This is a genomic window from Rahnella variigena (genome assembly GCF_003610915.1).
Classification (GTDB): domain Bacteria; phylum Pseudomonadota; class Gammaproteobacteria; order Enterobacterales; family Enterobacteriaceae; genus Rahnella; species Rahnella variigena.
This window is the reverse complement of the sequence record NZ_NSDJ01000001.1, coordinates 2896006-2911351: the sequence shown is the minus strand read 5'-3', so window position 1 is coordinate 2911351 and position 15346 is coordinate 2896006. Positions and strand designations below refer to the sequence as shown.

Annotated in this window: 10 protein-coding genes; 6 read left to right on the top strand and 4 right to left on the bottom strand. The window is 54.7% G+C overall.

Going from position 1 to position 15346, the window contains the following annotated elements; all coding sequences use genetic code 11:
• The first annotated feature begins 198 nt into the window (after positions 1–198).
• The 4 genes from CKQ54_RS13555 to corA all read left to right on the top strand — a co-directional run bounded on the left by CKQ54_RS13555 (position 199) and on the right by corA (position 5783).
• Entirely contained in the window at positions 199–1401 is a 1203-nt protein-coding gene (locus tag CKQ54_RS13555; protein ID WP_112290239.1) for an HlyD family secretion protein, read from the top strand.
• The gene (locus tag CKQ54_RS13550) at positions 1398–2966 is read left to right on the top strand and encodes a DHA2 family efflux MFS transporter permease subunit (protein ID WP_112290238.1); all 1569 of its coding nucleotides are present in this window, start codon (positions 1398–1400) and stop codon (positions 2964–2966) included. Before CKQ54_RS13555 ends, CKQ54_RS13550 begins: the two co-directional genes overlap by 4 nt.
• A 4-nt stretch (positions 2967–2970) precedes the next feature.
• Positions 2971–4557, top strand: coding sequence for an efflux transporter outer membrane subunit (locus CKQ54_RS13545; RefSeq protein WP_482822415.1), 1587 nt, complete (start codon positions 2971–2973; stop codon positions 4555–4557).
• Positions 4558–4775: 218 nt separating this feature from the next.
• On the top strand, positions 4776–5783 hold the full coding sequence (gene corA / locus CKQ54_RS13540) for a magnesium/cobalt transporter CorA (protein WP_120164028.1): 1008 nt from the start codon (positions 4776–4778) through the stop codon (positions 5781–5783).
• Between the two features lie 573 nt (positions 5784–6356).
• On the opposite strand, the gene CKQ54_RS13525 is transcribed toward corA, so the two are convergent.
• The 4 genes from CKQ54_RS13525 to CKQ54_RS13510 all read right to left on the bottom strand — a co-directional run bounded on the left by CKQ54_RS13525 (position 6357) and on the right by CKQ54_RS13510 (position 12902).
• Positions 6357–8783 carry a DUF3772 domain-containing protein gene (locus tag CKQ54_RS13525; protein ID WP_120164031.1) on the bottom strand — a complete coding sequence of 809 codons (2427 nt, stop codon included), beginning with the start codon at positions 8781–8783 and terminating at the stop codon, positions 6357–6359.
• A gap of 149 nt (positions 8784–8932) precedes the next feature.
• The gene (locus tag CKQ54_RS13520) at positions 8933–9751 is read right to left on the bottom strand and encodes a hypothetical protein (RefSeq protein WP_120164032.1); all 819 of its coding nucleotides are present in this window, start codon (positions 9749–9751) and stop codon (positions 8933–8935) included.
• Positions 9752–9773: 22 nt separating this feature from the next.
• Positions 9774–11435, bottom strand: coding sequence for a multidrug ABC transporter permease/ATP-binding protein (locus tag CKQ54_RS13515; RefSeq protein WP_120164033.1), 1662 nt, complete (start codon positions 11433–11435; stop codon positions 9774–9776).
• A 66-nt stretch (positions 11436–11501) separates the two neighbouring features.
• A complete protein-coding gene (locus tag CKQ54_RS13510; protein ID WP_120164034.1) occupies positions 11502–12902 on the bottom strand; it encodes an MFS transporter in 1401 nt (466 codons plus the stop codon).
• A 171-nt stretch (positions 12903–13073) separates the two neighbouring features.
• On the opposite strand from CKQ54_RS13510, the gene CKQ54_RS13505 reads away from it, so the two are divergent.
• The gene (locus CKQ54_RS13505; RefSeq protein WP_120164035.1) at positions 13074–14018 is read left to right on the top strand and encodes a LysR substrate-binding domain-containing protein; all 945 of its coding nucleotides are present in this window, start codon (positions 13074–13076) and stop codon (positions 14016–14018) included.
• Positions 14018–15304, top strand: coding sequence for a DUF445 domain-containing protein (locus CKQ54_RS13500; protein ID WP_120164036.1), 1287 nt, complete (start codon positions 14018–14020; stop codon positions 15302–15304). The genes CKQ54_RS13505 and CKQ54_RS13500 overlap by 1 nt, the downstream gene beginning before the upstream one ends.
• Positions 15305–15346: the final 42 nt, after the last annotated feature.

Below are 15346 nucleotides of genomic sequence, written 5' to 3'. Positions count from 1 at the left end.
AATTTATTTGATAAATACAAATACCAGGTCAGCAGTATAACCCATTTCGTTATTTTAAGACCTTCCCTATGGTTTGGATCTTCGTGCTCTCACTGAGGTTTATTGACCTATATTTACTTGCATTTACATCAATACAATCTAGCTTAAAACAAGATTTCTTTGTTCCGGCGCGCGCGCACCGATAATCAGATGAGCATTATGACAAACGAAAAAAATAACCAGCCTTCCGCGTCTGAAGACGCACACTCAGAACTCGATTCCAGCCAGGTCAAATCAGGAGAAGGTTACAAGCAAGACACCAAAGACCAGAAAGGGTCCGATAAAGAGTCCGATAACGATAATCAGGATAACGATGAAAAGCGCAAAGGTCCGGGCAAGAAGCCGCTGATCATCCTCGGAATTGTCGTGGTGGTGATGGTGGTCGTGTCACTGGTCTGGTGGCTGATGACCAAAGATCAGATAAGCACCGATGACGCCTTCACCGAAGGCGATGCCGTGACCATCGCGCCGAAAATCGCCGGTTATGTGACGAATCTGGCGGTGAAAGATAACCAGTTCGTCAAAAAAGGCGATCTGCTGGTAGAAATCGACCCGCGTGATGCCACCGCACAACGCGATCAGGCACAGGCGCAGCTCGGTCTGGCCGTCGCCCAGTTGCATCAGGCTCAGGCGCAGTACGACCTGGCGAAAGTGCAGTATCCGGCGCAGCTGGCGCAGGCTAAAGCTCAGCAAACCCGTGCGGAAGCCAATTTGCTGAATGCTACCGCTGATTTCCGCCGCCAGCGCGGTGTGGATCCACGTGCCACCACCCAACAAAATATTGATACGTCCAATGCGCAGGTGCGTTCTGCAACGGCCGATCTTGAAAATGCCAAAGCGCAGGTTCAGGTTGCCGCTCAGGTGCAGCTGAACATTCGTCAGGCTGAAACTAACGTTGAGGCACGCCAGCAACAGGTTGAGCAGGCAAAAGCTCAGCTGGAAACCGCGACGCTGAATCTTTCCTATGCGCAGGTTCGGGCACCGTTCGACGGCTATGTCACCAAACGTAATGTGCAGGTCGGCACGCTGGTTCAGGCCGGTACTTCTCTGTTCTCCGTGGTGTCGAAAGATATCTGGATCGCGGCGAACTATAAGGAATCGCAGCTCGAACGTATGCGTCCCGGCAACAAAGTGGAAATCACCGTTGATGCCTTCCCTGACATCAAACTTCACGGCCACGTTGACAGTATTCAGCAAGGCACCGGCTCGCGCTTCTCGGCCTTCCCGGCTGAAAATGCCACCGGTAACTATGTGAAAATCGTTCAGCGCGTGCCGGTGAAAATCGTCATCGACAGCGGGCTGGATGAAAATCATCACCTGCCGCTGGGTCTGTCAGTCGAACCGACGGTGACCGTCGAATGAATGAAGATCGCAGCTACTGGAAACCCAAGGCCAATCCGTGGGCAGTTGCCGCCGTTGTAACCATTGCGGTGTTCATGGAAATCCTGGACACCACCATCGTTAACGTGGCGCTGCCGCATGTCGCCGGATCGCTGTCTTCCAGTTATGACGAATCCACCTGGGTGCTGACGTCCTATCTGGTGGCGAACGGCATCGTGCTGCCGATTTCGGCGTTTCTCAGCCGCGTCATGGGGCGTAAAACTTACTTCCTGATTTGTATCGGCATGTTCACCGTCTGCTCCTTCCTGTGCGGGGTCGCCACCGAACTGTGGCAGATGATTCTGTTCCGCATCCTGCAAGGCTTTTTCGGCGGCGGTTTGCAGCCGATTCAGCAATCGGTTCTGCTTGATTACTTTAAGCCGGAAGATCGCGGTAAGGCGTTTGGTCTGTCTTCCATTGCCATCATCGTCGCGCCAGTTGTCGGCCCGACGCTGGGCGGTTACATCACCGATAACTTCAGCTGGCGCTGGGTGTTTCTGATCAACATTCCGGTGGGCATTATCGCCCTGCTGGCGATTTATCAGCTGCTGGAAGACCCACCGTGGGAACGTAAGGCCAAAGGCAAGCTCAGCATCGATTACATCGGTATCGGGCTGATTGCACTGGGCTTAGGGTGCCTGCAGGTCATGATGGACCGCGGTGAGGATGACGACTGGTTTAAGTCTGGCTTTATCGTGACGTTCGCTGTGCTGGCCGCTACCGGGATTGTCGGGGCGATTTACTGGCTGCTGTACGCCAAAAAGCCGGTGGTCGATTTGCGCTGTATGAAAGATAAAAACTTCGCAGTGGCCGGTTTGCTGATGGCCGGGATGGCGATGATTCTGTACGGCAGTTCGGTGGTTATTCCGCAACTCGCGCAGCAACAGCTGGGGTATACCGCCACGCTTTCCGGGCTGGTGATGTCGCCGGGCGCGATACTGATTGTGTTGTCGATACCGCTGGTGCTGAAACTGATGCCCATCGTGCAGACGCGTTACATCATTGCGTTTGGTTTCTTCCTGCTGGCCGCCTCGTTTATCTATTCGGCGACGCTGACGCCAGATGTCGATTTCACCACGCTGGTGATGTATCGCAGTGCGCAGTCCCTCGGCCTGGGTTTCCTGTTCGTACCGCTGACCACTATTGCGTTCATTACCATTCCGCAAAGGATGAATGCCGACGCAGCGGCGCTGTTTACCATGTTCCGTAACGTCGCGGGGTCGATTGGTATTTCGCTGGCAACCGCCGGTGTGACTGAGCGGACGCAGGCGCACAGCGCCCATATGGCGCACAACATGTCGCCGCTCAATGAACAGTTTAATCAGGCGGTCAGTAAAAGCGCTGAGGCTATTCGTGATTTTGCCCACATCGTCGGCGACCCGATGCAGCTGGCGACCGTGCGCATGTATCAGGAGATGATTTCGCAATCGCGCATTCTGGCCTACATCGATGTGTTCGGTTATTGCGCCATCGTCGCCGTTATTTTGATCCCGTTTTGTTTCCTGCTTTCGCCAGTTAAGAGCGAAGGTAATGCCGGAGCACATTAAGTTGATTACGACCCGGAAGTTTAAAAAGACTCATGTTATTGCCCTGTCGGCCATTGCGGTTGCACTGGCCGGTTGCTCCGTTGGCCCGGATTATCAGAAGCCAAACCCGGTGACGCCGACGGCGTACAACGATATGACGCAGCCGAAAGACAAAGACGGCGCATCGATTGCGCTGCCTTCTGAGCCGAACCCGTTGTGGTGGAAAGCGTTTAACGATCCGCAACTCGACAGTCTGATCACCCGCGCTATTGCCGGGAATATTTCCCTGCAACAGGCAGTATTGCGTATCGCCGGTGCCCGTGAGCAGGTGAAACAGGCTGAAGGCGCATGGCTGCCGTCAGTTCAGGGCAGCGCAAAAATGACGCGTCAGCAGCTCGGCCTGAAAGGTATTCTCGATTCCAGCGGCGCATCCCAGCAGCTCAACGAACTCGGTCCGGAAGCGTCCGGCGCCATTGATACCGCCACCCGACCTGTGAATTTATATCAGGGCAGTTTCGACGCCAGCTGGGAGCTGGATTTATTTGGCGGCACACGCCGTCAGGTCGAAGCCGCAAATGCGCAGACTCAGTCTTCTATCGAACAGCGCAACGATGCGCTGGTCTCGCTGCAAGCCGAAGTTGCCCGCGCTTATCTGCAACTGCGTGGCGCGCAAAGCGTGACGGCCGCCATACAGACGCAAATCGACGTGGCGCAGCAAACTTTAGATCTGACGCAAAACCGTCAGCAGAACGGGTTGTCGCCGCAATTAGATGTGGAGAATGCCCGTGCGCAGTTAGGTTCGCTGCGCGCTCAGCTGCCGCAATATCAGGCTCAGGAACGTCAGGCGATGAACGGATTGGCGGTTTTACTCGGTCAGACACCGGGTTCGCTGGATGCCGAACTTTCCGCGCCGAAACCGATGCCTGCCCTGCCCGCAGCCGTACCGGTCGGCGTGCCGTCACAGCTGGCACGCCGTCGCCCGGACGTGCGTAAAGCCGAAGCAGATTTACACGCAGCAACCGCCAATATCGGGGTTTCCGTCGCACAGCTATTCCCGAGTATTTCGCTGACCGGTCAGTTCGGTATGCGTAATACTGACGTGAGTTATCTCGATAACTGGAGCAGCCATTTCTACTCGTTTGGTCCGCAGATTTCCCTGCCGATTTTCCAGGGCGGACGTCTGGTGTCCAGCGTGCATCTTTCCCGTGCGCAACAGGCCAATGCAGCGCTGAATTACCGTCAGACCGTGCTGACGGCGTTGCAGGATGTCGATAATGCGCTGGTGAATTACCGCACCGATCAGGATCAGGTCAGCGGTTTAGATCAGACCACCGAAGCGTTGCAGACCGCTTTTGATCTGGCGAGCGACAGCTACCGTCAGGGGCTTTCGACCTTCATCAACGTGCTGGATGCCCAGCGCCAGCTGGCACAGGCGCATCAGCAATCCGCTGAAGCGAAAGTGAAAACCAGCACCGATCTGGTGTCATTGTATAAAGCGCTGGGCGGTGGCTGGGAACCGTACCAGAACGTTGATTTGCCGACCTATACCGTGTTTGGTCCGGCGGCGACGCCAGATGTGAAAGTACAAACCACGTCCGGCGTGACACCGTAACGCCGGTGTTATACAAAAGGATTAATGCGAAGAGATAAAATCAGACGGCGTGGACGGGGCAGGCAATGAAAAATCTGTCAGGATAACCGTTACAAAGTGATTCATCTTTTAAGATTCCCGGTCAGCGCTTTTCTATCAGACTGCGCTATTCTGTTCAGACACTGAAATCATCCTGCCTGCGGGCAGGATTTTCGTCTGAATAACAATCGGGTAAAACAATGAACTCCATTTCCAACGAAGATAAAAAACCCAGCTGTGATTCAGTGATCAACAGCGTGGCCTACCGCGACGGTAAGCGATTGCAGGATGTGACGGTCGAAGACATCAGCGAAGTACTAAAAGAACCGGATACGTTTGTCTGGCTGGGATTATGGCAACCTGAAGATGCCTACATGCGCAGCATTCAGGAAGAATTCGGCCTGCACGATCTGGCGATTGAAGATGCACTGACCGCCCATCAGCGCCCAAAGATCGAGCAATACGGCGAATCCCTTTTTATCGTCACGCACACTGCGCAGAAAGTAAATGAAACCATCGAGTACGGCGAGACACATCTTTTTCTTGGCAAAAACTTCCTGATCACCGTGCGTCACGGCGCGTCATCCAGTTACAAAGAAATTCGTAAACATGCCGAAGAACGCCCGGAAATGATGAGTAAAGGGCCGGCTTATGCGCTGTATTGCGTGCTCGATTCCATCGTCGATAACTATCTGGAAATTTTGCATCAGTACACCGGTCAGTTTGATGCCATCGAAAAAATGATGTTCCAGAACACTTTCAATCAGCAGGCGGTACAACAGGTGTACAGCCTGCGACGCGATCTGCTGTCACTGCGCAACGCCGCCGTGCCGATGGAAGATATCTGTAATCAGCTCAGCCATCATTATGAAGAGCTGATGCCCAAAAGCCTGCGCGCCTATATCCGCGACGTACAGGACCATGCCAATCAGGTGGTCCGCACCACCGACGACGTGCGCGAAATGCTGTCCAACGCCATGCATGTCAATCTGGCACTGGTGTCCGTGCATCAGAATGAAGTGGTGCAACGCCTGGCAGGCTGGGGCGCGATCCTGGCAATCCCCACGGTGATTTTCAGTCTGTACGGCATGAACTTCAAAAACATGCCGGAACTGGACGACTGGTGGGGATATCCGCTGACACTCGGCGTCACCGTGGTTGGTTGCGGATGGCTTTACTGGAAACTGAAAAAATCCGGCTGGCTTTAAAATCAAGACCTTGGGCTCGCCGCCCACACGAGCTCAAAGGTCAAGACCTTGGGTTGCCACCCAAACTGGCCTCAAGGGGCGCCTGTCGCCGCACCCCTTGAGAATCCCGGGCTCTTTTACTGCGCGCTTCGCTCGCTGGCCATGTTTCAGGTACCTCTGTTACAGGCTGGAAATCTTGCCGCTGCGCGGTGCCTTCATTTCGGGATTGCAGCCGATGGTCTGCAACCTCTCATTCAGCAAGCTTTCTGAATCGCCCGCACGATCTTAAATTCAAAGACAGACTGTTTTTCATCTTTTAGAAAAGTTGATTGGCGTGATCAAAATTCAGCTGAACGGAGCGGCTTCGAGACCATAGGCTCGAAGACCGAGAGAAGGCAGTGCGAAGCACCTGGATTTGCGCCACTCACCAATGTGCTGGAACATGTCCATCGTCCCAGCGATAGCGCGCAGTGAAAGAGCCCGGGGGTCTTGGGGGGTGGCGGCGATAGGCCGCCCCCCAAGTCGGTGTGGGCCGATGCCCACGGTGTTGACCTTGACGTTAAAAACGGGCGCGGGTAGCCAACCCCGCACATTTCACTCTTCCATCGGAGCAACCCTCTCTGCCGGTTTCTCCAAAATCATCGTCTGCGTCTGACTCAAACTGATCCCCGCTGCCCGCAGCATTTTGAGGATTTCGTACAGCAAATCGCTGCGCGTGCCGCTGACCATGCGCGGGCTGTTCACATAGCCGGTCACGCTCAGCACAATCCCGGTCGGGCCCAGTTCTTTGAAACTTACCGAGGCCGGTGGATTTTCCAGAATAGATTCGTGCAGGTTGTAGGCTTCCAGCAGCAAGGTCTTAACCTGTTCAGGGTCGATATCCAGCGGGAATGTCAGTGCGATAGTCGCCACGCCCTGCGCGTTGCCCATGGTGGCGTTACGCACGTTCTGCGATATCAGCTGGGAGTTCGGCACAATCACGGTGGATTTATCACTCAGCTGAATTTCAGTAGCGCGGACATTAATACGACGGATGTCCCCTTCTACACCGCTGATGCTGATCAAATCCCCTACTTTCACCGGACGCTCGGTCAGCAGGATCAGACCGGAGATAAAGTTCTTCACAATTTCCTGCAAACCGAAACCGATACCGACCGACAACGCACTGACGATCCACGCCAGTTTGTTCCACTCAATACCCAGCGACGACAGCGTCAGCAGGATGATCAGCACATAACCCACGTTGGTGAACAGCGTCACCAGCGAGGCGCGCATTCCTCGGTCCATCATAGTTTTCGGCAGGAAATCGTTATCCAGCCAGCGGCGTGCGGAGCGCAGAATATACCAGCCGACCACCAGACACAGCACCGCGTTAACCGCGTGCGCCGGAATGATGTTCATGCTTTCGAGGCCCTTTCCGCCCCAGATATCGACCACTTTTGCCAGCAATTCCAGCGGCGTCGTGGTACCGAACGTACCGTTAAGCAGCGCAATCGCGGCCATCAGCAGCAGCGCGGTTTTACCGATTGCCGAGAATAATGTGGCAGCCAGAGACAGATGGCGGTCATTGACGCTCAGCGTGCCTTTGAGGATTTTGCCGCTGTGCGTGGTCGGTGAAAACACGCTTTCGCAGAGATCAACAACGAAGTGGATCAGCAGGTACAGGCAGCTGACCACCAGACCAATCCATAGCAGCTCGAAGGTCACGAAACGCGCCAGCGGGATGTAACCGATCAGCAACGCCATCAGAATGACAAAAGCAGTCAGGCTGATCACCAGATGAATAAGCCCTGCCAGCGTGGATCGCGCTTCGGTCTGCTCGCCTTCTGCCTTCATTCTGCGGCGCATACGGTTCACGCGAACCGGTGCAATCAGACAGTTGAGCGCCACCAATAACGCCGCTAATCCGTTGCCAAATAAGGTGGCAGAGACGCTGGCACCGACCAGGTTATTCAGTTGTTCAATAATGCCGAACAGGAAAATAAAGCCCGCCAGCAAAACCGGGAATGATGCCAGCGTTTTCGCCAGCGGATCCGCAATTCCCGGCAGACGCCATGACGGATGGTTATTGGAAAGTAACGCAATACCCAGCCCGGCGATCACCGCAGAGAAATAGGTCAGCTCGACCAGTTGTTCGGCGAATTCTGTCACCCACGGCGAAGTATCCGGCAGCCGGGTGAAAATATAGCCCAGCAGCTGAACGCTGATCCCCAGCGTAAACGTGGTGCTCAGCGTGGTGAAACAAGCCAGGAAACTGCGACGGAAACGCCCCTGCGGCAGCCAGCGCGGCAGGATCCAGTTCATCGGTTTATCCAGCACGCGGCGGCCAAACACACCAATCACCAGCGCCAGGAACAGATAAATGCCGGTGCCGACGCGCCAGTCATCACTCCACGCCTGCGTCCAGGCATCTTTAACCTGCGAACCAAAATCATCAAAACGTGCCGCATCATCATCGTTTGGTGTAATCAGCGGTGCCCAGAAATTGCTGCCAAGAATGCTGCCGGTATTGAGCGCAATCTGGGTTTTCAGTGCGTCACGACGTAAGCCAGCGATTTGCGAAGACAGATTTTGTGCGCCAACGGCAATCGCTTTGGTCTGCTCGAGTTGTGTGGTCATCAGCGTTTTGCTGGCGTTAAGCTTATTGCGCTGGCTGATCACCTGCGGAGTTTCAGTGAGCGTGCCCGGCGCAGGTGCCGGGCCAAGAACGTCCAGCTGTGCCTGCACCTGCGCCAGCTGAGGGGTCAGCGCGGCAGTCAGCTTGTCGGCATCTTCTGCCAGTTTCTGTGCGGCATCGGTCAGGCCGGTATATTTCTTATCCGTTTTCGCCGATGAAACCTGCTGTTTCAGCTGATCCAGACGCTTTTGTAACGCCGGTAAGGCGGTGGTGACATTCACTTTTACCGGTTGTTCTGCTGTGTCAGGCTGACCGGTACTGTCGTCCGCGTAACTGTGTACAGGCGTCAGGAATAAACATGACAACAATGCCAGCAGCAGCGGCACTCTTAACATTTTTTGCATAGAAGGATGATTCCGGGAGCTCGAAAAATTATTTTTTTAGAAATGCGGGAGAAGAATACTCTTTCTTATTAAGAAGAATAGTAGGGATTGTCTGTTTGTTTCACTGTCTGAAAACGGACAGCCCGCAGAAAGGGCTGCCCTTTTTCAGATTAGTCGTTTTTACCCAGCATCTGGCGGAGGATCGCCGCGGAATCCGCCGGTTGCAGAGCCAGAATGCCTGAATACAGACTGATGGAAATTTCACAGACTTTTTCGCGATCGACATCCGGTTTGGTCAGGTCGCTGAACATCTGCAATTGCTCGCCGTACATATTCGCCAGCGCCTCACGCACCGGCGCCATCATCTGCACCACTTTTTCGGTGCTGACGGCCTGAGGCTGCGTCGTCTGCCCGCTGCCAGTCGCCAGCAGTAAATCATTCATGGTGTTGAGATCTTTATGGAACAATGCCGGTGGCAGAACCTCCGCAGTATTAATCCCGCCGCTGACCTGCGGATAAAGGAATTTAAAGCAGCTGCCGTCTTTGCGCGCCTGCAACGTCTGCATTTCTTCCAGATTGACCTGCATCGCCTCGTTCACATTGGCGTCCGGCGCATGGGTAATACGCTGCGAGAGCAGTACGGACACCATCGGTTTCACGGTGTCGATCGCGTCCTGCTGCGATTTTCCCTCTTTCTTCATGTTCAGAATATTGCTGCGGATTTGCGCGTAAAGCGCCGGTTCCTGCATTTTGATGGTGTTATACAGCGGCAGAGCTTCCAGCGCCTGGTCGATCTTCTGCTCTTCGCTGTTGCCTGCCAGACGCGGTTTGATCACACCGCCCCATAAAATATTGCCGCCGACAATCAGCACCAGAAATAGAACGACCGCCGGGATGCGCCCGATTTTGCCTCTTTTGTGTAACGCTCCAAGCAGCGAGCCAACCACCACGCCGCCGATGCCCCACACCATCACTTCTGTCCAGTTCATAATCCGTTGCCTTCAGAAAAATTTAGTGACTTCCAATTTGTGCGACCGCATCACGGCTGGCGTCAATACGCGCCTGCCCGTGCAGTTCTGTCAGTTTGCCCGTCCGCATTTCCAGCAGGCGGTCAGCGTGTTCAAAATAGTGATCATCATGACTGATTGCCAGCACGGTTTTCCCCATATCACGCAATTGTGGCAACAGCTCACGGTAGAACGTCCGGCGGAACTGCGGATCCTGATCGGCTGCCCATTCGTCGAGCAGCAGAAAGTCTCGCCCTTCTGCCGCCGCCAGCAGCAACGCCACGCGCTTACGTTGCCCCTGTGACAGTTGCAGGTTAGTGACTTCGTTGCCGCTGAACTGGAGTTTTTCTTTCATTTTCAGTCGTTGCAGCCAGTCTTCCACGACCAGCGGATCCGGCTGTCCGCCTTGCGGGCCAATCAGCTGTCCAAACAGATGGAAATCAGTAAAGACTGCCGAGAAGATCTGCCGATACTGTTCAGCATTTTCTGCCGTAACCGGCACGCCATCGAGCAGGATCTGCCCGGAACGCGGCTGATACAGGCCGGTCAGCAACATCGCCATGGTGGATTTTCCGCTGCCGTTGCCGCCAATCAGAAAGACCAGTTCTCCGCGGGTAATGGTCAGATTCAACGGACCTACGCCAAAACCGGCGCCCTCTGATTTGCCTTCATAACTGAACACCAGGTCGCGTAACTCCAGCGTCTGCCACTGTTTTGCAGCAATGGCTGGCGTAAACGCCTCATTATATTCCGCCAGTTTCAGCGATTTCAGTTTGCCAAACGCCACCTGCGCGCTGAGCAGCGTCGGCAGTGCGCCGACCGCCTGCAACATCGGTGTACGCAGGAATAACAACGTCAGGGAATAGGTCGCCGCCACTTCGGTATTAGACCAGCCCATGCCGTTGGCCATGAAGAACACCAGGCCAATTGCGCCCAGCATCATGATATTCGACCAGTTCACGGCGCTCAGATGGAAAGTATCCGCGCGGATAATGTGGTGGCGATACTCTTCAGCATCTTTGCGGTAAACCTCGTCGAACAGATGACGCGCCCGCTCGCGGTTCAGCGCCAGCTCTTTGCGCCCTTCAATCACTTTCTGGTAATCGGTTTGCAGTTTGTCTTCCGCCTCGCGCACTTTCGCCAGATGGCGGTAAACGTGAGACACCAGCTTAAAGCCGCCAAAAATAGTGATCACCAGCCAGATAACCGTTACCAGCAACATTTCCGGCGACAACCACGCCAGATATCCGGCGCAACCAATGGTCAGGATAATCCCCTGCACCAGTTCCGGCAGGCGCACGAACGCCAGTGTGATATTGCGGATGTCACTGCCAAGGCTCGCAAGCAGTTGTGCATTACCGATCTGCTCGATGCGCTCAATATCGGTGTCTAAAATACGTTTGATGAATTGTCCGCGCAGGCGGTAAATGAAGTGGTGCCCCAGCACGGTCAGGGCCAGCTGGGAACCCAGCGTCACGGCCATCAGCAGCAGTAACAGCCCGAGAAATTCCGGCAGAACGATTAAAGAAGCCTGTGTGGTTTGAATCAGTTTCAGATTGATAAACGCGATCAGGCCAATGCCCAGAACGGCGCTGAGCAAACTCAGCGCCATCACCCCTAAAAACGGCCAACGGTATTGCTTAAAAACAACGCGTAACAACTCCATGAATTTTTCTCGTTCTGAATGCAGGAAAATGATGCTGCACGCAGTTTAATGACACATCTTGTCATATCAAGAACAATTCTCATTTTCCCGATCATCCGGTCGGATCACCATGCGCTCAAACTTGCCCGCCACCACCAGATAGCCAAACATGCCGAGTAAACCGTGTGCGCCAACAAACCACAACGCGAGGTTAAAGGAACCGGTCGCTGCCACGATATAACCGATTACTACCGGCGTAATAATCCCGGCCACATTGCCCAGACAGTTAAACACCCCGCCGCTCAGTCCGATCATTTTCTCCGGTGCCGTATCGGACATCACCGCCCAGCCAATCGCTGATAAACCTTTGCCAAAGAACGCCAGCGTCATTAGCGCAATCACCGCCGCATCAGTGGAAACAAAGTTCGCCATCGCCAGCATGGCGGCAAAAAACATACCCAGCACAAACGGTGTTTTACGCGCTTTTGACGGACTGACGCCGCGGCGGATCATGTAATCCGACATCACACCGCCCAGCACACCGCCGGTAAAGCCACAAATCGCCGGTAACGCGACTACCCAGCCGGCCTGCATGACCGTCATCCCGCGCCCTTTGATCAGGTAAATCGGGAACCAGGTCATAAAGAAGTAACTCATCGAGGTAATGCAGTACTGACCGATATAAATGCCCCACAGCGTGCGACTCTGGAAAAGTTGCATCACTTCACGGAAGGTGAATTTCTGGCGCGAAGCACGGCGGTTGAGTTCGAGATCCACCAGCGCACCGTTGCCGCGGATGTATTCGAGTTCGGCAGGTTTGATGTGCGGACTGCTGTGCGGTTCTTTATAAAAGGCGAACCATAAAATCCCGGCGAACAGCCCGACCGCGCCCATCCACAGGAACACATGTTCCCAGCCGAGCGCGTGAGTCAGCCACGCCATGATCGGCGTGAATACGCCAATCGCCATGTATTGCGCGGAGTTAAACAGTGATGTCGCCGTGCCGCGTTCATTGGTCGGGAACCAGCAGGCGACAATGCGTGCATTAGCGGGAAATGCCGGAGACTCCACCAGACCGAGCATAAAGCGCAGGAAGAACAGCATGATAGCCGCCGAAATCCCGCTGACGCCGAACCAGCCAACGGTACCCTGTAACATCGTAAACACTGACCACAGTATCAGGCTGCAACCATAGACCCGCCGTGCGCCGAATTTATCCAGCAGCCAGCCACCGGGGATCTGCCCGATCATATATGCCCAGGCAAACGCCGAAAAAACCATGCCGAGCATCACCGGATCGAGGTTCAGCACCCGCGACACTTCCGTACCGGCAATCGACAGCGTGGCGCGGTCGGCGTAGTTAATCACCGTGATGGCAAAAATCATTCCAAGGACCACGTAACGGAAATGACCCGGTTTCACCGCCTCTGCAGCCGATTCGCGGATCAGCGGTTTGGCGTTATCTGACACATCTGTAGGGGACGTCATGTTTTCTCTCCAGACTTATGAGTGCATTCCTTGCTTTTTGTGACCGGTGACACAGTTTTTGCCGTTCCGGTCACGCCATTTAGATCTAAAAAATCCAAATTAATTAACAGAGTAGAAACATTTAACGATACGGTCTAAGTTAAAAAGACAATGGAACAAGTCAAAAATTGAATGATTGAATTAAACCAGTTGCGCTGTTTTGTGGCGGTCGCGGAGGAATTACATTTCGGACGCGCGGCGAAAAGATTGTTTATGACGCAGCCTCCGCTGAGCCGTCAGATCCAGTTACTTGAACATGCGCTTGGCGCGTGTTTGCTGGAAAGAACCAACCGGCACGTCAGCCTGACGGCCTCGGGAAAGACGTTTTTGCGCGATGCAAAACTGATCCTCGAGTTCACCGGACAAGCACAGGAAACTGTAAAACGCGTCGAGAAAGGGGAAATCGGGAGGCTGATGCTGGGGTTCACTGCCGTCAGCGGCTACTGGCAAATTCCGCAGATTATTGCGCTGGCGGCGCAGGAACTGCCGGAAATTACGCTGGTGCTCAAAGAGATGGTGTCTTCCGCGCAGCTTCAGGCGCTGGCGGCGCGCACGCTGGATATCGGCTTTGTGCGCCAGCCGGTGGCGTTATTTCCCCTCGCCTATCAGTGTGTGCTGCGCGAGCCATTATGCGTGGCGCTTCCCGCGGCCTCCGTTCTTGCGGCGAAAACGCGTATCCGTCTGCGCGACTTTGCTGGTCAGCCGTTCATTATGTATTCCGCCACTGAAGGCAAATACTTTTACGATTGCGTGGCCGGGCTGTTTGCTCAGGCCAACGTCGTGCCACATTACGTGCAACATTGCAGCCAGACCCACACCATTCTCGGGCTGGTACGCGCCGGTCTCGGGCTGGCGATTGTGCCGGAAAGCGCCCGCCAGCTTGGCTTTCCTGATATTGAGTTCCGCCCGCTCAGCCACCCCGATGCCTTCGCGGAGATTTACATGGCCTGGCGGCAGGACAGCGAAACTCCGGCGCTGGCCGCTTTCCGGCAACTGGTGACGGCACACAGCACCGCAAGTGGCGCTATCGCAAGAAAAAAGCTGACAGGCCGCCGCACCCTTCCTAAACTGAGGTAATGGATAAAGAACAAGAACTTCGCCGAAGTAAACGTAACGCGCTGGGGCTGCTGCTGATTGCCGCCGCCCTGTTTGTCATCACCCTTTTCCTGCCACCCAACTTCTGGGTTTCCGGGCTGAAAGCCATTTCCGAGGCCGCGATGGTCGGCGCAATGGCCGACTGGTTTGCGGTCGTGGCACTGTTTCGCCGTGTGCCGGTGCCGTTCGTCGCCTCACACACGGCGATCATCCCTAAAAACAAAGACAAAATTGCCGATAATCTGGCGGTTTTCGTGCAGGAGAAATTCCTCGCCCCCGCGACGCTCATCACGCTTATCCGCCAGCATGATCCGGCACGGATGCTGACCGACTGGCTGAATGCGCCCGATAACGCGCAGCGGTTTGCGAAATATGCCGTGAAGATGATCCGCGGATTTCTGGATGTCACCGACGATCAGCGCATCGCGCAGCTTATGCGCCGCGCGCTGTATCGGGTAATCGACAAAATCGACCTGTCAGCCTCAATTGCCACCCTGCTGGAAAGCCTGACTAAAAACGGACGCCATCAGGAGCTGCTGGATCAGGCGATGGATCAGCTGGAAATCTTGCTGGCAAAAGACAGCACGCGGCAGTTTATTTCTGCGCAGATTGTCGGCTGGATGAAACGGGAACATCCGCTGACCGCCAAACTGCTGCCGACCGGCTGGCTGGGACGCAACGGCGCGGACTTAGTGTCCAATGCAGTGAATTCAGTGCTCGACGATATGGGCAATGATAAAACCCACGCCTTCCGTAAAGGGTTTGACCGCTCGGTGCAGAACTTTATCTGGAAGCTGCAAAATGACCCCGCGACGGCGCAGAAAGCCGAAGACATCAAGCAATACCTGAAAGATGACGAGAAGCTGAATGCTTACGTGTTGCAACTGTGGGGCGATATGCGTAACTGGCTGAAAGACGATTTAGAAAGCGAAGATTCACGGGTGTTCGCCAAAGTCACCGAATCCGGGCAATGGCTGGGCAATGCGCTGGCACAAGATGAAAAACTGCGCCTCTCGCTGAATCAGCAGATGGAAACTATTGCGGAAAAAGTCGCACCGGAGTTTGCCGAATTCCTGACGCGTCATATCAGCGACACGGTAAAAGGCTGGGATCCGCGTGATATGTCGCGGCAAATTGAGCTGAACATCGGCAAGGATTTGCAGTTTATCCGCATCAACGGCACGCTCGTCGGCGCCTTTATCGGTCTTGCGCTGTATCTGCTTTCGCAACTGCCAGTGGCGCTCCCGTGGGTGATGGCGCGGATTTAACACCCGCAAAACTACCTTAGCGTTAGCCCTAATCCCCTTCCG